This is a genomic window from Proteiniphilum sp., from assembly GCF_034927365.1.
GTDB lineage: Bacteria > Bacteroidota > Bacteroidia > Bacteroidales > Dysgonomonadaceae > Proteiniphilum.
In genome coordinates this window covers 39,690-60,175 of record NZ_JAYFQD010000018.1, presented here as the reverse complement: position 1 = coordinate 60,175, position 20,486 = coordinate 39,690, and the positions used below count along the sequence as shown (strand labels likewise).

The window sequence follows — 20,486 nt, the reverse complement described above, 5'->3', positions numbered from 1 at the left end:
AGAAAAGAAAGTCAGAAGTATAGTTTTATTAAAAAATCCGGGTACTTGCCTTTCTATTTACTACTCTCCATAAGATATAACACATGAGGAAAAGATTTGTTTTGCGGGAATTCAGGAAAATTAATTGTTTTTTGTGATGCATGCGATAGGGATTTATGTAATTTTGCAATCGATCCTCATTAAAAGAGATTTATAAATAACTATGCGTTACAAGCTTTTTCGATATATACTGTTCATTGTACCCTTGTATTTTCTATGGCAGGCATGTGATGGTGATGATCCGAGTGTCAACGCTTCACGCCTTCGTCTTAAATTGACGGATGCCACCTCTCTGGTCCTTAAAGAATTTCACGTGGACATTAAGGAGATATCAGTTTTCCTTGTGGATACTGTTAGTAATGAAGGGGAATGGAAAACCCTCGAATTTTCAGGAAAATCGTATGATATCCTGAAATTGACGAATGGGAAGACGGTACAATTGGTAGATCAATATGTACCGGCCGGGACCAAATTGCAACAAGTTAAACTTCTGTTTGGAGACGATAACAGGATGGTAACCAATACTAATAATGTTATATCGTTACATATACCTACAGAATTACAGGGAGGTATAGTGATCGACGTGATTGGAATGGAAATGCGTCTCAACACCATATCCAGTATGATTATTGATCTAAATGCAGCCTTTTCATTCCGGGAACTCAACGGCACCTATTTTCTCTATCCTGAGGCAAGGGCTTTTCCTGAGACCTACGGAGGGAAACTGAAGGGTCAGGTTGCACCCATTGAAGCCAGCCCTTCCGTAGCTATTGTACATGAGAAGGATACCTTTTACACCTTTCCCGTGAGAGAGACCTTTGAAGCCAAAACAGCGATGTTCCAATTCATCGGATTAAAGGCGGGAGAGTGGGAGATACATGTTTTTGCCCATCCCGAGTCTAAATTCAAAGATACAGTGTTCGTCAGCAACGTGGAGGAAGGTAAAACCACAGACATTACGTCGATTATCCAGTTAAAGATTATTCCGACTGACCCCCCTACCGATCCGGCTGAGTAATTTAATTTATTTTCACATCGACAAAGATACAATCATTGGCATCTTTATTATCTTTGCTCAAGATTTCGTTAATATACACGATAGAACAATTTAATAAACACTCAAAAGGCATGAAAAAATTCCATTATGCATTGGTTTTAGTATCCCTGCTGCTTATCGGGGTATCCTGCAAACCGAAACAAAGCGCTTATAAACAAGTGTATGAAGCAGCCAAAGAAAAAGAGATGCAACAGACTGCATCGCAGCCCTCTACAGTGGCGAAAGATGCCAGCCCCCTTGCTCCGGTTGAGGTTTCTGTAAGGAAAGAGAAGGTTGAGGCGGTCTATCCGGCCGATGCCGCGGGATTGAAGAGATATAGTGTGGTAATTGCCTCACTGAGCGTGAAGTTGAACGCCGAGTTATTGAAAGGCCGTATGGAGAATGATGGATATCCGGTAATCCTGGCCCAGAACGAACAGGGAATGTACCGGGTGATCGTTGCCAGCTACGATGACAAAGCACAAGCAGCGGCCAAACGTGATGAGGTCTATCGGATCTATTCTGCCAAAGGAAGTACCGATCATTTGAGAAAGACCTACGGTGTACCTTTCAACGATCTTTGGATTCTGGAAAGACAATATTGATTTTCAACTATCATACATTGGCCATACACCTGCTTTACGCTGATAAAATATAAACTGAAAGCTGCCCGTCTTGTAGAATGTGGCAGCTTTTTTAGTTCCAACCATTCATATGAAAGTGAGATTTTTAGGTACAGGTACCTCTACCGGTGTGCCCCAAGTCGGTTGTAGATGTGACGTCTGCAATTCCTCCGATTTAAGGGATAAACGGCTTCGGGCTTCCGTGAGAATTGAGGTCGATAATATGATCCTCATGATTGATTGTTCGCCCGACTTCAGGCAGCAGATGCTATCCATACCGTTCACTACAATTGATGCTATTCTCTTTACCCATGAACATTATGATCATGTAGGAGGAATAGATGATCTGCGACCATTCTCTGTTTTCGGACCGGTAAACCTCTATATGGAGGAACGCATGGAAGGCAAGCTCAAGGAAAGATTGCCCTATTGTTTCACAGAATATAAATACAAGGGAGTCCCCGACCTCACCATAAGACGGATCTATGCCGATGAAGATTTCGAGATAGGTGCAGTCACGGTGAAACCTATCAGATTGATGCACTACCGGCTCCCCATCCTCGGATACCGTATACGAAATTTCGCTTACCTCACCGATATAAAAACGATAGAGGAAGAGGAGCTCAGGAAGCTGGACGGAATTGATACGTTGGTCATCAGTGCCCTCAGGAAAACAGAACATATTTCGCATCAAACTTTAGATCAGGCGTTGGAAATAACAGGCAGGATAAAACCGAAAATCACATATCTGACACATATGAGCCATGAAATGGGTATGCATGCTACAGTGGAGAGAAAGCTTCCTCAAGGTGTTTCTCTGGCATATGATGGTCTGGAGATATCGATATGAAGTCCGATTTTGTTTTTTTAACTTGACCGTGTGCAGCGTTTTTATAGTGGTAGGCATCTTTATTGTATAACATTTGCTATTTTTGTAAATTAGGCGTGAGAACTAGGTTTAAGTTTATTAATAGATCAGTTTTTAAACTTTCCCAAAGTTTTTCAGTCATAGATTGTGACAGATAAAATTATTTATAAACAGATATAAAAAAGGGAGAAACTATGAAGACTTTAAAAAACTTACTTACGGTTTTGCTGGTAGCACTACCGTTGTTCGGTTTCGCCCAGGAATGGGATGATATTTATGCCGATCCTGCCGGAAGTGAGCCTGTAAAGGTTCAGAAGAAAGCCCAGGAGCCACAAAAGAAAAAAGTGGTGATAGTACAAGGTGATGCAGCGAACATGGAGGTAATAGCCAACGGCAGAGATGTTGATGAATACAATCGTCGCGGTAATAATGATCTCGATTTTACAGACGATTCCCTTAGTCAACAAGATTTGAATAATTATGAAGAGTACGCCTATACTGACAGGATAGTACGTTTCCACGATCCTGAGTCGAGTATCAGGATCAGCGGTGCAGACGAGGTGATTGTCTATATAGGTGACGATCTGTATGAGAATTATAATAATCGTGGATCGAGCACCAACATATACTATGGCATAGGATGGGGATCCCATTATTATCCCTGGTATGATAGCTGGTACGATCCATGGTACTATGGCTACGGCTGGTATAGCCCCTGGTATTACAGTCGGTGGTATTCCCCGTGGTATTACAGCAGATGGTATGATCCCTGGTATTACGGTGGTTGGTATGATCCGTGGTATTACGGCGGTGGTTATTACAGTGGTTATTATCATGGATTCCATGACGGATATTACGGCAGCGTCTCCCATAATCGTGGGGGGAGGAGTTCGGGACTTCATCGAAGAAGTTCTGCCAACAATAACTCCTCCATGGCGAATCTGGGAAGATCCTCATCCAGGAGCAGCAGCCGTAGTGCCATTTCAGAGAGAAGCAGCAGCCGCAATGCAATGTCGGAAAGAAACAGTTCTTTAACGAGAAGTTCTGTTTCAGGAAGGAGCAGTTCAACTGTAAACAGAAATAACTCTTCTTCACCCAGGACTAGGATTGTCGATAATTCAGGAAGAGTTTATGACTCCAGGAATGGACAGGTAATTAACCGTTCCAACTCTACATCAAGATCTGCTTCAGTAAATAATAACGCAATAGAGTCGAACCGTTCGTCGAGTGTAAATAGTCCCGGAAGGAATAATTCTGCTTCATCCTACGAAAGGAGTGTGACTTCTTCATCAAGGAGTAGTGTTACAACTCCCTCCCGTTCATATGAGAGAACTAGCACATCCCGGAATAATAGCACTTTTTCAACTCCATCGAGGAGTAGTTCCTCGAGCAGTGGTTCTTCCACCTATTCTGCTCCCAGCAGGAGTAGTTCGAGCAGTAGCTCCTCCACCTATTCAGCCCCCAGCAGAAGCAGTTCGAGCAGCAGCTCTTCTACCTATTCCGCTCCAAGCAGAAGCAGTTCTTCCTCCGGATCAATCGGAAGCAGCGGAAGCAGCGGTGTAAGTCGTTCCTCTGGTAGTAGCAGTAGTGGCAGCAGTGGCAGCAGTCGCTCCAGTAGCGGTGGTGGTCGCAGGTAATAAGATGAAATGATATTTAATGCAAAGAATATGAAAAAGATCACTTATATCCTTTTTTCACTTATCCTATCAGCACCTCTGTTTGCCCAGAGTGAAATCGACGCTTTGCGATTTTCGCAGGAAGATATTCAAGGCACAGCCCGTGCCATGTCAATGGGAGGAGCTTTCGGGGCTTTAGGGGGTGACCAGACCGGCGTTTCCATCAATCCGGCAGGTATCGCTGTGTACCGTAGTTCTGAGGTGATGGGTACGCTGAATCTCTCAAGAGAAAAATCGACGGTAGGTAGTGCCGGTATCAATAAAAGCAGGGTTGGTATGGACAATCTTGGATTCGTAGGTTATTTCCCGTTGAGGAATGATATCATGCCATTGATCAACTTCGGTTTTTCCTATAATAAGTTGAAATCATTCGATAAGGATGTTTCCGCATCGGGAACTCCCAGGAACACTATGATTCAATATATAGCGCATCAAAGTGATGGTGTTGATCTCAAATTTCTGGAAAAGACGGACGACTTCGACCCTTTTACTACAGAATACTGGTTGTCTGCTTTGGGATATAATGCATACCTTATCAATCCGGTGAAAGAGGGTGATCGCTATAGATATGTTCCTGTGAATACAAACGGCACGACACCATATAGTGGCATCCGTACCTATGAAAATGGATATATTGATAATTACGACTTTACGATAGGAACTACCGTAAACAATGTATTGAACCTGGGCTTGTCACTTTCTATCAAGGATATCTATTATGATCTTGCGACCGATTATTTGGAAGATTTTGATGATAAGGGTGGATATACCATGACCAACTGGTTGAATGTCAGGGGTGCTGGGGTGGGTGCCAAATTTGGTGCGATTTACAAGCCGATACATGCACTACGGATTGGACTTGCATGGCATACACCTACATGGTATGCGTTGACGGAAAAATATGAGGCCCAGATTCATGATGTCATGGATGCTTTTGTAGATGATCCCAATTATAAATCCGATATAAGAAATTCCGGAAGTTATCCCAGCAGTTACGACCTGAAGACACCGGGTAAGATTGTAGCCAGTGTTGCGACCGTATTGGGTAACAGTTTTATCGCCAGTCTAGACTATGAATTGGTGAACTACAGCAATATGAAATTAAAGCTTCCATCCAATTCTACCGATGATCCTTCCTGGTATGATCTGGATAACAAGGTTATCTCGCAGCACCACAAGATGGCTTCAACCGTAAAAGCGGGAATTGAATATCGTTTTACACCCCAATTCTCGGGAAGATTGGGATATGCATGGATGCAAAATCCCTATGATGCCGATGTCGTGGAATTTGGCGATGCAGTTGTGGCAGGAACAAATACCATATACCGTATGGAAGGGGATTCAAACTATTTTACAGGTGGAGTGGGATACCGTTTCAACAGAAACTTCTATCTGGATATGGCACTTGTCTATAAGACCCGGAACGACGATCTCTATCCTTTCCCTAATGTATATGAAGGTGACAGGCTTGTTATCGATGCAGCTCCCTTTTCCCTGAAAAGCAATTCTGTAAGAGGATTACTCACTTTAGGGTATAGGTTTTAAATAATTAAAAAATTCTGTCAGAAAAGCCGGGACGGTTTAGTTCCCGGTTTTTTTGTGGCATAATTGAAAAAGAACCTCCAAAAGCAGTACCTTTGCAAATCGGAACTCAAGTAAACTTTTAAAATTGTAAATCAGATGTCAGAAGATAAAAAAGGATATCTTGCCAGCGGCAATCAAAAGAAGGTTACTACGCACCGTTTGCTCGAGATGAAGCAACAGGGTGAAAAAATATCAATGCTTACTGCTTATGATTACTCCATGGCATCTGTGATCGATCAAGCGGGTGTAGATGTGATCCTGGTAGGTGATTCCGCCTCCAACGTAATGGTGGGAAACACTACAACCTTACCGATGACGGTGGATCAGATGATCTATCATGGAAAGTCGGTAATGAACGCTGTGAAACGGGCAATGGTGGTGGTCGACATGCCTTTTGGCAGTTATCAGGGAAACCCTTATGAGGCTGTTACCAATGCTGTGAAGATGATGAAAGAAACCCAGGCCGACTGCCTGAAGTTAGAAGGAGGAAAAGAGGTTCTGGAATCGATCAGGGCCATCTTGAATGCTGGTATTCCCGTGATGGGTCATCTGGGGTTGATGCCGCAATCAATCAACAAATACGGGACTTATGCCGTGCGCGCCAAAGAAGAGGAGGAAGCGGGAAAACTGATGGAAGACGCACGTCTGTTGCAGGAAGTAGGATGTTGTGCCGTGGTACTGGAAAAAATTCCGGCTGCATTGGCTGCAAAAGTATCATCAGAATTGAATATCCCGATGATAGGGATTGGTGCCGGACCTTATGTGGATGGGCAGGTATTGGTAATGCATGACATGCTTGGATTGAATAAAGGCTTCTCACCGCGTTTCCTGCGCCGATACGCAAATTTATTCGACGAGGTTACTTCTGCCGTACAACAATATATAACCGACGTCAAATCGTCTGAGTTTCCCTCAGTTGAAGAAAGCTATTGACTAATGTGGTAAAATGGATCTTTTTCATTTTTCACTGTTCATTTTAATTTCGTTATAATCGGGAATTTCAGTAAGGTAATGGTATGACTGCTTTTCGTAGTCTATCCGGCAACAATGATGTATTAATCCATTGGAGACGATGATATAGGGAACTCTTAATACGCTGTTGTAACGGGTGATCTGATCAAAGACTTCCTGAGTAATGGTTACATTCGGCCTTTTATATTCAGCGATAAGCACCGGTTCAACTTTCCGGTTATAGACCACAGTATCGCACCTTCTGGAAAGCGAATTCAACCTGATCGCAGTCTCGTTGGCTATCAGTGAAGCAGGGAATTTTTTTTCCGAGATAAGATAATGAACAAAGTGCTGGCGTACCCACTCTTCGGGAGTGAGCGACACATATTTTCGTCGTAGTGGATCGAAAATCTCTAATCCTTCGCCTTTTTTACGGATTTTTGTATCGAAAGATGGCAAATTTAAGTCGTACATTTGTATCTTTGTTTGAACAATAGTGGTTTACCCGGTACAAAATTACCTCTTTTATATCAAATCGTATGAAGACCAAACAGGAAATTGTGGAGAATTGGCTCCCCAGATATACAAAAAGGCCACTTGCTGAGTTTTCGAAATTTGTCTTGCTGACTAATTTTCAGAAGTATGTCGAAATTTTTGCTAATCACTTCAATGCTCCCATCGTCGGTCTGGATGCCAATATGCCCAATGCTTCCGCTAACGGGATTACGATTATCAACTTCGGAATGGGGAGTGCCAACGCTGCGACCATCATGGATCTGCTAAGCGCAGTATCACCATCCGCAGTACTTTTCCTGGGTAAATGCGGTGCTCTGAAATCGAGAAGCGAATTGGGAGATTATATCCTTCCCATCGCTGCTATTCGCGGTGAAGGTACTTCCAACGACTATTTCCCGCCGGAGGTACCTTCCTTGCCTGCTTTTAGCCTCCTACGGGCCGTTTCGTCCAACGTACGGGACTTTAACCGTGATTACTGGACTGGCACTGTTTATACGACTAACCGCCGTGTATGGGAATATGATGATGATTTTAAGAATTATCTGAGACAGATACGTGCACTGGCAGTCGACATGGAGACAGCCACACTTTTTACCTGTGGTTTCGCCAATCGTATTTCTACCGGAGCATTACTCCTGGTGTCTGACCAACCGCTGATTTCCACCGGTGTAAAGACAGAGAAAAGTGATCAGCATATCACTGAAAATTTTGTGGAAGAGCATGTGAAAATCGGGATCAAATCGCTCTCTTCCATCATGAACAGAGGATCTACAATCAAGCATCTTCGGTTCGACTGGTGATCAATCAATTATTGGAATCATCAACTCATCAGTAAATCACCAAATCATATCAAATAAAATGGCCGCATCCACACAATCATCATTCAATACTATCCGCGATGATATCCTGCACCGTCGCTTCAAGCCGGTCTATCTCTTTATGGGAGATGAATCCTATTTCATCGATGTATTGACGGAGTTACTATGTGGTAAAGTGCTCACGGAAACAGAGAAAGATTTCAATATGCTTACTTTCTACGGGGTTGATGCAGATGTGAACCTCATTATCGCTTCTGCACGTCGATTTCCCATGATGTCCGAATATCAGCTAATCATTGTGAAAGAGGCTCAGAATCTCGAGAAATTCGACTTACTTGATCTGTATGCCAAGAATCCGATGCCTTCCACCATCCTGGTGATCAATTATAAGCATGGAACGCTCGACAAGCGGAAAGCAGTAGTCAAAAGCATTCAGAAAACGGGAGAGTTGTTTGAATCTAAAAAACTATACGAAAACCAAATACCGGCTTTTATACAGTCGTGGTTGAAAGAGAGAGGAATAAGCATTGATGAGAAGTCGGCTCAGATGCTTACCGATTTTGTAGGGAATGATATCAGTAAACTGATTCCCCAACTTCAGAAGTTAGAGGTCTCCCTTCCCGAAGGACAGAATCGTATTACATCGGAATTGATCGAAAAGAATGTGGGAATCAGCAAGGATTACAATAATTTTGAATTACAGAAAGCCATTATTTCAAAAAATATAATAGTGGCAAACCGGATAGTGGATTACTTTGACAAGAACCCTAAAGATAATCCTATGATGGCTACAATTGCCATATTGTTCAACTATTTCAGCAATTTACTGGAATGCTTCTGGTTGCCCCGTAAAGATGAACAGAGTATCATGCATGCACTGAATATGAAATCTTCTTTTTTTGTGCGTGATTATATGACAGGACTACGTAATTATAGTGCCCAGAAGGTAATGGAAATCATTTCCGACTTGCGTACTTTCGATGGCAAGTCAAAAGGTGTCGACAATGTGTCCGCATCACAAGGCGATCTCTTAAAAGAGTTGGTCTACAGAATTATGCACTGAGTCTGTGAAATATGATGTATCCCGGAGCATTCTGATTATTTTCCGGTAATCCAATTCAGAATCTTCTCGTTCATTGGGCTTTCTTTAGGCATCACCACACCCACCAAATGTCCCTCTTCATCGATCATGAACTTTTGAAAATTCCAGATTACCTCCTGTTCCAGAACCCCATTTTCTGATTTTTCCGTGAGCCATTTATACAAAGGAGCCTGGTCTTTTCCCTTCACACTGATTTTTTCCATCATGGGAAATGTTACCCCATATTTTGTAGTACAAAATTCCTTGATTTCAAGATTGCTACCCGGTTCCTGCCCCATAAAATTGTTAGCGGGAAAACCAATCACAGTGAAGTTGAGATGCTTGTATTTTTCATAAAGTTCCTGTAATTGTTCATACTGTGGGGTTAATCCGCATTTTGATGCTACATTCACCACCAGTACTTTTTTCCCTTTCAGGGTGGCCAGACTGAAGTCGTTTCCATCAATATCTTTCACCGTGAAATTGTATAGCGTTTTTTTTCCTTCCATATTTTGGTTATTTTCCCTGCTTTCGGTTGTCTCTATATGGGGTTGCTGTCTTGACTGACTGTTACACTGTATTGTCGTAAGAGTTAATAGTAAGATCCCCCAAAATTTTATCATAAATAATTGCATATTTAAATCCATTTAATTGTCTAATCCATCCTGCTATCAAGAGTGAATCCTTTAGTTAAACAGAAATGGAGGACAAACAGTTCATTTCTCGAAATAATTTTTCAAGGTCAAAAAAACATATAAGAAAATTAAGCTTAAAATACCTTTATATCAGGATGATATCTCTATTCTTAACTCTCTGTGGATAGCTTTATCAATGATCTGTCGTCATCCCTTGCACGTTTATCTCACTCTCATGAAAAATAGTATTGTAAAGTCACATTACAATATTTTTAACTTACAAATATATATAAAAGGTGACTATAATCAGAATACAAAAGTAAATGATAGAGATTAAAACATTTGTATTGTATCCTGTATACTGATGTAAATTTACCAGATGATTTTTTATAAATTCCCTATTAACACTTAATTATTAACATGAATAATATATACATATAATTATAAATGATATGATTATGCTAAATTTATAAACTGTAAGAACAGATATTAAAAAGGATAGGTCCATTTTTCTTCCTATAATGTTAAAAATATATTTTTTTATATATATAAATATCTTTATATCATTATATTATATATCTATAATAAAGTTGCTATTTATTATGTTTTCAATTGTTTTTATATAGTACTATGTATTATATACAAATGTATTCGGTTGCCGAATACATTTGTAATTTACAATTATAACTATCAGTTATTTTCATTTGTGAATAATTAGCTATACATTTGTATCGTTACTTTTGTAATAATAAAAATTATCATTGCGATGAATAATGAATTAAAAGTGATTGTATGAAGGATCGTATCAAACTTATCATGGAAAAGGAGAACCTGTCTCCGGCAAAATTTGCGGACAGGTTACAAATCAACCGTGCCATTGTTTCTCATATCCTGAATGGCCGAAATAATCCAAGTCTCGATGTAGTCGCTAAGATTCTTTCAGAAATGGACTACATCAATGCTGAATGGTTGATCAATGGTACCGGTAATATGTACAAGGATGGAGTCAGCGGAGTCTCTCATCCGGAAGAACCAGATTTATTCAATCAGGTTGCGCTGGATACTACCAAGCCATCAGATACAATAGAAAAATCAAAAGAAACAAGCTTTAGGGGCTTTAATAATAGTTATCAAATATCAGAAAATAAATTAGTTAATCCCGTGAAAAATAATGATCGGAAAATAACCCAGATAATTATCTATTATAATGATAATACTTTTGAGATATTCGGACCCCATATAAAATAGCTATCATAAATCAGTAGGTCTTTGTCGTATCGATGATAACAGGTGGTTATCCGGGTTTTCAAAATAGCTTCCTAAAAAAGTTAAACATTCAAAAACAATTCACTTTTTTGGGCGTAAATCGTTATATCTTTGATTCTTCGGTATTTGTGTATTCGACATACTTTTGTCGATGAAGAAGGACAAGCTTTTTGGGTTAGATACTGAAACGCCAGTCTTTACATAGCCACCGGATGTACAATAAGAGCGTTGCCCGATGAATGAAAAAGATCGATATACAAATCTCGCTTCACCAGCACCGGTATTAAGGTTGATTGATGCAATAGTCCTTATTGTTGGAATTGTGGTTGGTGTAGGAATTTTCCGGACTCCTTCGGTAGTCGCAGCAAATTCACCCGATGAATACTGGTTTATAGCCATATGGCTATTGGGAGGATTGATTTCGCTCACCGGCGCACTCTGCTATTCCGAACTGAGTTCTACCTTCCCTAATGCTGGCGGAGATTATCACTTCCTGAAAAAAGCCTTTGGTAAAAGATTCTCTTTCTTATTTGCCTGGTCGCGCGTTACAGTAACCCAGACAGGATCTATTGCCTTGTTGGCTTATATTGCAGGGGATTATCTGGCGGAAGTTGCTTCTTTGGGAAGTTATAGTTCTTCCTTCTATGCAGCGGCCATCGTCATTTCCCTGACCATAGTTAACATATTGGGTATCCGTTTTGGTACAGGATTCCAGAAATTATTCATGGCGTTACAGATTGTCGGCATCATGATTATCATCCTCACCGGATTATTTGCAGAGACATCTTCCAATAGTGCCTTGACAGAACTACCGGCAGATATCGGACTTTCGTCCAATGCTTCGATCGGTCTGGCACTTATCTTTGTACTATTGACATTTGGGGGCTGGAATGAGGCAGCCTATATTTCGGCAGAATTAAAGACTGGCAGTCGTAAAATGGGGTTAGTACTGATTGTCAGTATACTGATTATCACTGTGATTTATCTGCTGATGAATATGGCTTTCCTGAATGTGTTGGGATTGAGGGGGATGGCTGTATCAGGAGCTGTTGGTGTTGATATGATGCGCGCGACAATGGGTGAAAAGGGGGTGATATTGATTGGTATCCTGGTCTCTCTCTTTGCTCTTACTTCGCTTAATACCACCATTTTTACGGGAGCAAGATCCAATTATGCGTTGGGAAAGGATTTCTCTCCTCTCTCGTTTCTGGGAAAATGGAATAAGACAAAGTCATCACCGATCAATTCATTAATATTACAGGGTGTGATCGCCGTTGTGTTGATCACTTTTGGTGCATTCACCCGTAATGGTTTTGAAGCGATGGTTGATTTTACTGCTCCGGTCTTCTGGTTTTTCTTCCTATGTACCGGCATCAGCCTATTTGTATTGAGGATAAAAAAACCGGAGGTGGAACGGCCTTTCAAAGTACCGTTATATCCGGTTATCCCTTTTATATTCGTTGTGCTTTGTGGCTATATGCTTTATTCCAGCCTATCGGTCACAGGTGCAGGCGCTTTAGTGGGAGTAGCTCTGTTATTGATCGGTTGGGGAGTTTCGTTTTTTCAAAGAAACAGGTTGGAAGGAGAGTGAGTAAGTAAAGGGTGTGTTGATATGAAACGACCCTGGAATGTGAAATTTTAAAAATACAAGGAAAATGAAAACAATCAATTATTTATTAGCATTATTATTCTTGTGCGGATTCTTACAACTAAGTGGACAGGAAATTAAACTGGATGTTCCTTTCGTTCCCACACCTCAAAAAGTGGTGGAGGGTATGTTGGAACTTGCCAAAGTCGGTAAAGGGGATGTCGTGTATGATCTGGGATGCGGAGATGGACGAATAGTAATCACTGCGGCGAAGAAGTACGGGGCGACCGGAGTAGGGGTAGACCTTAATCCGGTAAGGATAGAAGAAGCCAAAGAAAATGCCAAAGAGGCGAAAGTGGAAAAAAAGGTGACTTTTTACGAAGGAAATCTTTTTGATTTTGACTTTAGCAAAGCCACGGTACTGACACTTTATCTTTTTCCTGAAATTAATTTGAAGTTGATGCCGAAGATTTTGGCAGAGATGAAACCCGGTAGCCGTGTAGTGTCCCATGCATTCGATATGGGTAGCTGGAAACCTGACAAGGAAATTCTGGTAGATGGAATATCTATCTTTCTATGGACTATTCCTGAAAAAAAATAACCCGTCTGAAGAAAATATGTAGTAACCCCGGGAAATTGGCAGAAATTTCCTGGGGTTAGTTCAATCCTGGCCTTTACAATTCTACCTGGTGATTTTTTACAGACTGATTGTCGATATAAAAATTAAGATGTATTTTTGTACTTTAAACGACTTGCATGCAAATACTCGATTTCATTGTTCGCTCCAACGAAGCCCTGAACAATCAGAATTATCTCCTAAAGGTAGCACCGACAGATAGCAGTACATTGCCCGTTATGTATCCCGGTCAGTTTGTACAGATACTGGTCGATAATTCTTCTCATGTCTTTTTAAGAAGGCCTATATCTATCAATTTTGTCGACAGGGGCAAGAATGAGATATGGCTTTTGATTCAAAGAGTGGGTGAAGGTACGGAAAAGATCTGCAATATTCCCGTGGGGGGGATCATAAACCTGATCTATCCTTTGGGAAATTCATTTACCCTGCCCGAAAAGAAAGGTAAGTACCTGCTTGTCGCTGGAGGAGTAGGTACTGCTCCCATGCTTTTTCTTGGAAAGGAGATGAAAGAGAATGGGTTCGAACCTGAGTTTCTTTTGGGTGGGCGTTCGGAGAAGGATATTCTGCAACGGGCCCATTTCGAACGGTATGGAACACTCTATTGTACTACCGAAGACGGTTCATTGGGAGAGAAAGGGTTTGTCACCCATCATCCTGTGCTGAAAGAAAAAAAATATGATTTTATCTATACTTGTGGTCCAAAACCAATGATGGTGGCGGTAGCAAGATATGCCCGCGAGCAGGGCATCGGTTGCGAGGTTTCACTTGAAAACCTGATGGCATGCGGGTTTGGTGCCTGCCTCTGCTGCGTGGAGAAAACCGTCAGGGGAAATATCTGTGCTTGTACCGAAGGACCTGTCTTTAACATCAACGAACTATTTTGGTAAGCTAAATGAGCCGAGACTAAGCTTGCTTAGACTATGCCATAGCGAAAATTGAAAATCGAGGAGCAAAGGCGACTCAAATAGAGTAATAAAATTAAACTGACATGGCTGGATTAGAAGTACATATAGGAGATTTAAAACTGAAAAATCCGGTGATGACCGCTTCCGGCACATTCGGATATGGAACGGAATATATCGATTTTATCGATTTGGGGCGTTTAGGTGGTATTTTCGTGAAAGGAACCACTCTTGCCCCCCGACAGGGGAATGATTATCCGAGAATGGCTGAGACTCCGTCCGGGATGCTGAATGCTGTCGGCCTTCAGAACAAAGGAGTGGATTATTTCGTAGAGCATCTCTATCCGGTCATTAAGGAATATGATACCCATATGATCGTGAATGTATCGGGTTCTACTGTCGAAGAGTATGTGGCTTGCGCGGAGAAATTGGCCGATCTTGACAAGATGCCGGCTATTGAGTTGAATATCTCCTGTCCCAACGTGAAAGAAGGTGGTATGGCGTTCGGTACCTCCTGCCAGTCGGCCGCCCAGGTGACGAGAGAGGTACGAAAGGTATTTCCCAAGACATTGATCGTAAAATTATCACCCAATGTGACCGATATTTCCGAAATTGCCCGAGGTGTGGAGGATGAAGGAGCGGATGCGGTATCTCTTGTCAACACTTTTTTAGGAATGGCTATCGATGTGGAGAGTAGAAAACCGAAGTTATCCACTATCACGGGTGGACTTTCCGGTCCCTGTATCAAACCGATTGCCGTACGTATGGTATGGGACGTATTCCGTGCCGTAAAGATACCGGTCATCGGAATGGGGGGCATTTGTAACTGGCAGGATGCCATAGAGTTCATCCTCGCCGGCGCCACAGCAGTACAGATAGGTACCTATAATTTTATCGATCCTGTTGCATCAGTGAAAATTGTAGACGGCATTAATGACTATCTCGAGCGGCATCATATTTCCTCTGTGAATGAATTGATTGGGAAGATGATTGTCTGATAGATGATTTTCGTGATAATTGCTTCTATTTTAGCCTGAAATCTATCATAATGATATTTTTAATCGGTTTTTATTTGACAAAATGAATAAAAATCATATCTTTGCCTATTCAAAATCGAAATTCACATTGAAGTAATATGTCAAAGCTACAAATTCCAGCCGGTTACGCTCCGCTTCTTAATCTGAAGCAGACGGAGCTGGGAATAAAGAGTATCAAAGATTTTTTTCAGGCCAATCTCTCCTCCGAGTTACGCCTTCGCCGTGTCACCGCACCTCTCTTCGTAGAGAGTGGAACGGGGATCAATGACGACCTGAACGGTGTAGAGCGTCCCGTACGGTTTCCGATCAAGGATATGAACGATCGGAAAGCGGAGATAGTACATTCGTTGGCAAAATGGAAACGGCTTACGCTTGCCGATTACGAGATAGAAGAGGGATTTGGTATATATACCGATATGAACGCCATCCGTGCGGATGAAGAGCTGGACAATCTCCATTCCCTCTATGTAGACCAATGGGACTGGGAATTGGTAATTGGAGAGAAGGACCGGACGATAGAGTTCCTGAAGCAGGTAGTAAGACGGATTTATGCAGCCATGCTCCGTACTGAATACCTTGTTTACGAACTGTTTCCCGCCATCAAACCCCAACTTCCCCCCGAAATATATTTTATTCATTCCGAAGAATTATTGCAGCAATATCCCGGTCTGGATGCAAAACAGCGGGAAGATGCTGTCACAAAAGAGCATGGCGCTGTTTTCGTGGTGGGTATTGGTGCTCCGTTGTCTGATGGTGAACCGCATGACGGACGAGCTCCTGATTATGACGACTGGAGTATGCCCAATAATGATGGCTACCTGGGATTAAATGGTGATTTGCTGGTATGGAATCCTGTGTTGGAAAAATCTGTGGAGTTATCCTCGATGGGGATCCGGGTAGATCCGGTAGCGTTGAAGCGACAATTGGAGCTGCGTGGTAAAGAAGACCGGTTGGCCCTCTATTTCCATAAGCGGTTGATGGACGGTGAATTACCGCTTTCTATCGGTGGTGGTATTGGACAATCGCGGCTTTGTATGTATTATCTGCGTAAAGCACATATCGGAGAGATCCAGGCCAGCCTCTGGCCACGTGAGATGAAGGATGAGGCCAGAAAACAGGGCATATTTCTTATTTAGCAATACCCCGAAATACTTTTCTCTATTGTTTTTATGATTTATTTTTGGCTCGTTACTCTTAATTTTTTTGTATTTTAGAGGCCTTGTTTGATAAGAACGAGGCTACCAAAATAAAAATCATATAAAACAGTTGTATGAACGTAAAAATAGAGGAGAGCTGGAAGGTACATTTGCAGAGTGAATTCGACAAACCTTATTTTGTGGCGTTGACCGATTTCGTGAGGAAAGAGTATTCCTCCAGGACCGTATATCCTCCGGCAAAGTTGATTTTCAATGCATTTGACAGTTGCCCTTTCGACAAAGTGAAGGTGGTAATAGTCGGGCAGGATCCCTATCATGAGCCGGGGCAGGCGCATGGGCTGTGCTTCTCGGTGAATGATGGGGTACAAATCCCTCCGTCGTTGGTCAATATCTATAAGGAGATAGAAGATGATCTGGGGATACCTGTACGCCGTTCGGGTAACCTGACCCGTTGGGCGCAACAGGGAGTACTTCTGCTGAACGCTACACTCACCGTACAGGCACACCGGGCCGGATCACATCAGGGAAAAGGTTGGGAAGAATTTACCGATGCCGCTATCACACGCCTTGCCGAAGAACGCGAACACTTGGTCTTTATTCTCTGGGGAGCTTATGCGCAGCGAAAGGGAGCCAACATAGATGCGAATAGACATCTCGTATTAAGTTCACCTCATCCTTCGCCATTATCTGCACACAGAGGATTTTTTGGAAACAAGCACTTTAGCAAAGCAAATAATTATCTATCGGCACACAATATGGAGCCGATCAATTGGTAGGGATGAAGTAGGGTAAAGCATCGGTTGGTAGGTTATCCTACACTTCCTTCAAGGCTGATTTGAAGTAATTTTTGTGCCTCTACCGCAAATTCCATCGGGAGTTTGTTCACCACTTCTTTCACGTATCCGTTCACGATCAATCCGATTGCTTCCTCTTCACCCAGTCCGCGTTGATTACAGTAGAAGACCTGATCCTCGCTGATTTTGGAGGTGGTAGCTTCATGTTCGAGCACTGCGGTAGGATTTTGGATATCGGTATAGGGGAAAGTATGTGCTCCGCAGTGGTCGGTCAGTAATAGGCTGTCGCATTGTGAATGGTTACGTGCATTCTCCGCTTTTTGGGTCACCTTCACCAATCCCCGATAACTATTCTGGCTACTGCCGGCGGAGATTCCTTTGGAGACGATGCGGCTACGGGTATTCTTCCCGATATGGATCATTTTGGTACCGGTGTCGGCTTGTTGATAGTTATTAGTGACAGCGACCGAATAAAATTCTCCTACCGAATAATCTCCGGCCAGTACGCAGGAGGGATACTTCCAGGTGATGGCAGAGCCGGTTTCCACCTGCGTCCATGAAATTTTGGAGTGAACCCCTTTACAGATACCCCGCTTGGTGACGAAGTTATACACTCCGCCTTTCCCGTTCTTATCGCCTGGATACCAGTTCTGCACCGTGGAATATTTCACTTCGGCGTGGTCGAGGGCGATGATCTCCACGATGGCAGCATGCAATTGGTTTTCATCACGCATAGGAGCGGTACATCCTTCGAGGTAGCTTACATAAGCATTGTTGTCAGCCACGATCAGGGTGCGTTCAAACTGGCCGGTGTTGGCCGTATTGATACGGAAGTAAGTAGAGAGTTCCATCGGGCAGCGTACCCCTTCCGGGATATATACGAATGAACCGTCGCTGAATACAGCCGAATTCAGCGCGGCATAATAGTTATCCTTGTAGGGAACGACCGTCCCCAGGTATTTCCTTACCAGGTCGGGGTGATGCCTTACCGCCTCACTGAAAGAACAAAAGATAATTCCTTTCTCAGCCAGCACCTCTTTGAAAGTGGTTTTGATGGAAACACTGTCCATGACGGCATCTACAGCCACCCCTGTAAGTTGCTTCTGTTCTTCGAGGGGAATTCCCAGGCGCTCAAAAGTCTTTAGCAACTCCGGATCCACCTCGTCGAGGCTTTTAGGCGTTTTCTTCTTCGTAGGATCGGCATAGTAAATGATATCCTGATAATCAATCTCGGGAATATTAAGATGCGGCCAATCCGGCATTTCCATCGTTAACCAGTGACGATAAGCTTTCAACCGGAATTCGAGTAACCATTCGGGTTCCCCCTTTTTGGATGAAATCAACCGGATTACATCTTCGTTCAATCCTTTTTCTATGACTTCGGTCTCTATATCCGTAGTGAAACCAAATTTATAATCCTGGGTAGTTAACTCGTTTAATATCTGATCTTGATCTAATTCTTGCATAACTGATTTATATTTGACTCGGTTATTACTACCGATTGTTTAGGAGATAAAACCTCCGGCTTTTAGTAACAACCAATCTGGTGCTTTTGTTGTACAAAGATAGTGCTTTTTCATCAATTTTACCTACCTGCGGAAAGGTATAGGACACAGGAGCATTTTTGAAATAATTTTTTATTATCGTACATTTGTGGGACTGAACAATCATAGCTTTGGTAATGTTAATCATATAATAATAAATTAATTTACCAAACTATGAAGAGAGGAATATTTTTTTTGATCATTTTTACCTCTTGCTTGGGCTTAGTAGCCCAATCCAACTACAAGGTAGATCCGGCACATGCTTCGGTCAATTTTTTGGTGAAGCACAATGGAATCACGTTCGTGCAGGGTCGTTTCGACAAATTTGAAGGAGCCATCATCGGTAGTCCGCAACAGTTTGAATCGGCAAGGGTCTTTTTCAACGTGGATGTGGAAAGTATCAATACCGGTATAGCGAAGCGTGATGAACATTTGCAGAGTGCCGATTTTTTTGAGGTGAAACGGTTCCCTTCCATGTCATTTGAAAGTACGGGTATTGAGAAGGTGGAGGAAAACAAGTACAAGTTGCATGGGAAATTACAGATCAAGGATGTGACCAAAGATGTAACCTTCGACGTGGTGTATGGTGGCTCGGTGAAAGGAAAAGACGGATCGGAGATAGTTGGATTCAAAGCTACTAAGAAGATTAATCGCCTGGACTATAATATCAGTTTTGACTCGGAAGGGATTGGGATCGGGAAAGATGTTATCATAACCCTTTACCTTGAGTTTAAAAATAATTAATCAGTATTTAATTAAAAAAAGAGGGTGAAATCGTTATGGTTTTACCCTCTTTAAAAATATTTTTCCCTTGTTTTATTTTCCCAGGAAATATCTTGCAATAATACCATCCGGCAATAAGATATCCGATAACTCCGAATAGGGTACGGACACATCAATTACCCCCATAGAAAAAGGAGCAATCTCATATTGGTTATAGGAGTAATGAATCTTTTCTCCATCGAGCCAGAAGTTGTTGTTGGGTGCTATATCCTCAATATTGAAAAACCCTTTCATGAGAAGGGAATCCGGCTCAGTTGCTTCGTAGTCCTTCATCAACTGGGCTACAATTTTTTCCGTAAGCGGCTTGAAATACCCCGGTTTGAATAGATCTTCTTCCGATAAGGTACCCAGTTTGTTCAGGTCGATATTGGTATATGTGATTCTATAGGATCCATGAGCTCCACCCTCATAATCACTATATTCTACTGCATAACTCAATATAGAATCGTTTTGAAAAAGCATCTTGTTGGTATTGTTCATAATGTACCAGTACCAAGACGGCATCTTCTCTCCAATGCGTGCTTTGTCTTCGTAATAATAATTCGATAACGACTGGTACCTCTCTGTATATTCACTAAGATACCTGTCAATTGCCTCTTGCGGGGAGAGCATATCATAATCACTGTCCCCGAAGAATGTACCTATAAATATTTGTTGTAGGCGTGCCAGGCTTTCACTATCGTGGAATTTCACCGGATAGGTAAAAGAGACATTTACATCGGCATAAGGAAGGGTAGTGTCGTTCTCCAGTAAAAGAGGGATATGCCGCGCTACGACAATACTGTCATACTCAATCCCGGATGACTTTGCATCTCTACCCCCAATACAATTGGTGAATAATCCTGTTCCAAAAGAAAGGAGAATGAATGAGATAAATAAGATGGATCTTGTTTTGGTTTTCATAAAAAATCAGTTTATATGCCGGTCTGCCTCAATTGCAAACGGTGATGA

20 protein-coding genes are annotated in these 20,486 nt (G+C 42.1%); 16 read left to right on the top strand and 4 right to left on the bottom strand.

The annotated features are described in order from the left end of the window. Positions 1-202 precede the first annotated feature (202 nt). The 6 genes from VB073_RS12645 (at position 203) to panB (ending at position 6,759) form a co-directional block, all read left to right on the top strand. Complete coding sequence (locus VB073_RS12645; RefSeq protein WP_323404547.1) at positions 203-1,057, top strand: DUF4382 domain-containing protein; 855 nt, start codon at positions 203-205, stop codon at positions 1,055-1,057. Between the two features lie 110 nt (positions 1,058-1,167). Continuing rightward, a complete protein-coding gene (locus tag VB073_RS12640) occupies positions 1,168-1,680 on the top strand; it encodes an SPOR domain-containing protein (protein ID WP_323404546.1) in 513 nt (170 codons plus the stop codon). Between the two features lie 109 nt (positions 1,681-1,789). After that, positions 1,790-2,548 (top strand): MBL fold metallo-hydrolase, encoded by a 759-nt coding sequence (locus tag VB073_RS12635; protein ID WP_323404545.1) that lies wholly within the window; start codon positions 1,790-1,792, stop codon positions 2,546-2,548. Positions 2,549-2,760: 212 nt separating this feature from the next. Further along, positions 2,761-4,203, top strand: a complete 1,443-nt coding sequence (locus VB073_RS12630; RefSeq protein WP_323404544.1) for a hypothetical protein — start codon at positions 2,761-2,763, stop codon at positions 4,201-4,203. A 30-nt stretch (positions 4,204-4,233) separates the two neighbouring features. Then, the gene (locus VB073_RS12625) at positions 4,234-5,787 is read left to right on the top strand and encodes a hypothetical protein (protein ID WP_323404543.1); all 1,554 of its coding nucleotides are present in this window, start codon (positions 4,234-4,236) and stop codon (positions 5,785-5,787) included. Between the two features lie 135 nt (positions 5,788-5,922). After that, a complete protein-coding gene (gene panB / locus VB073_RS12620) occupies positions 5,923-6,759 on the top strand; it encodes a 3-methyl-2-oxobutanoate hydroxymethyltransferase (protein ID WP_323404542.1) in 837 nt (278 codons plus the stop codon). Positions 6,760-6,783: 24 nt separating this feature from the next. Here the strand turns inward: panB and VB073_RS12615 are convergent, their stop codons facing one another. Then, positions 6,784-7,251, bottom strand: coding sequence for a type I restriction enzyme HsdR N-terminal domain-containing protein (locus VB073_RS12615; protein ID WP_323404541.1), 468 nt, complete (start codon positions 7,249-7,251; stop codon positions 6,784-6,786). A gap of 65 nt (positions 7,252-7,316) precedes the next feature. Between VB073_RS12615 and VB073_RS12610 the strand changes: the two genes are divergently transcribed. Both VB073_RS12610 and holA read left to right on the top strand, forming a co-directional pair. Then, entirely contained in the window at positions 7,317-8,093 is a 777-nt protein-coding gene (locus VB073_RS12610; RefSeq protein ID WP_323404540.1) for an AMP nucleosidase, read from the top strand. A 58-nt stretch (positions 8,094-8,151) separates the two neighbouring features. Next, positions 8,152-9,174 carry a DNA polymerase III subunit delta gene (gene holA / locus VB073_RS12605; protein ID WP_323404539.1) on the top strand — a complete coding sequence of 341 codons (1,023 nt, stop codon included), beginning with the start codon at positions 8,152-8,154 and terminating at the stop codon, positions 9,172-9,174. A 35-nt stretch (positions 9,175-9,209) separates the two neighbouring features. Here holA and VB073_RS12600 read toward each other — a convergent pair whose 3' ends face one another. Continuing rightward, positions 9,210-9,701 (bottom strand): glutathione peroxidase, encoded by a 492-nt coding sequence (locus VB073_RS12600; RefSeq protein WP_323404538.1) that lies wholly within the window; start codon positions 9,699-9,701, stop codon positions 9,210-9,212. Between the two features lie 918 nt (positions 9,702-10,619). Here VB073_RS12600 and VB073_RS12595 point away from each other — a divergent pair. The 7 genes from VB073_RS12595 to ung all read left to right on the top strand — a co-directional run bounded on the left by VB073_RS12595 (position 10,620) and on the right by ung (position 17,190). Beyond that, positions 10,620-11,075: a helix-turn-helix transcriptional regulator gene (locus VB073_RS12595; protein ID WP_323404537.1), complete on the top strand. Its 456-nt coding sequence runs from the start codon at positions 10,620-10,622 to the stop codon at positions 11,073-11,075. Positions 11,076-11,328: 253 nt separating this feature from the next. Continuing rightward, complete coding sequence (locus VB073_RS12590) at positions 11,329-12,684, top strand: APC family permease (protein WP_323404536.1); 1,356 nt, start codon at positions 11,329-11,331, stop codon at positions 12,682-12,684. 64 nt (positions 12,685-12,748) lie between these two features. Continuing rightward, on the top strand, positions 12,749-13,282 hold the full coding sequence (locus VB073_RS12585) for a class I SAM-dependent methyltransferase (RefSeq protein ID WP_323404535.1): 534 nt from the start codon (positions 12,749-12,751) through the stop codon (positions 13,280-13,282). Between the two features lie 155 nt (positions 13,283-13,437). After that, a complete protein-coding gene (locus VB073_RS12580) occupies positions 13,438-14,205 on the top strand; it encodes a dihydroorotate dehydrogenase electron transfer subunit (protein WP_323404534.1) in 768 nt (255 codons plus the stop codon). Between the two features lie 101 nt (positions 14,206-14,306). Further along, positions 14,307-15,218, top strand: coding sequence for a dihydroorotate dehydrogenase (locus tag VB073_RS12575; protein ID WP_323404533.1), 912 nt, complete (start codon positions 14,307-14,309; stop codon positions 15,216-15,218). Between the two features lie 137 nt (positions 15,219-15,355). Next, entirely contained in the window at positions 15,356-16,393 is a 1,038-nt protein-coding gene (gene asnA / locus VB073_RS12570) for an aspartate--ammonia ligase (RefSeq protein WP_323404532.1), read from the top strand. A 134-nt stretch (positions 16,394-16,527) separates the two neighbouring features. Further along, positions 16,528-17,190 (top strand): uracil-DNA glycosylase, encoded by a 663-nt coding sequence (ung, locus tag VB073_RS12565; RefSeq protein ID WP_323404531.1) that lies wholly within the window; start codon positions 16,528-16,530, stop codon positions 17,188-17,190. 32 nt (positions 17,191-17,222) lie between these two features. Here the strand turns inward: ung and sufB are convergent, their stop codons facing one another. Next, positions 17,223-18,674, bottom strand: a complete 1,452-nt coding sequence (gene sufB, locus VB073_RS12560; RefSeq protein ID WP_323404530.1) for a Fe-S cluster assembly protein SufB — start codon at positions 18,672-18,674, stop codon at positions 17,223-17,225. 252 nt (positions 18,675-18,926) lie between these two features. Between sufB and VB073_RS12555 the strand changes: the two genes are divergently transcribed. Then, positions 18,927-19,496 (top strand): YceI family protein, encoded by a 570-nt coding sequence (locus VB073_RS12555; RefSeq protein WP_323404529.1) that lies wholly within the window; start codon positions 18,927-18,929, stop codon positions 19,494-19,496. 72 nt (positions 19,497-19,568) lie between these two features. Here VB073_RS12555 and VB073_RS12550 read toward each other — a convergent pair whose 3' ends face one another. Next, entirely contained in the window at positions 19,569-20,438 is an 870-nt protein-coding gene (locus VB073_RS12550) for a DUF3298 and DUF4163 domain-containing protein (RefSeq protein WP_323404528.1), read from the bottom strand. Between the last annotated feature and the right edge of the window lie 48 nt (positions 20,439-20,486).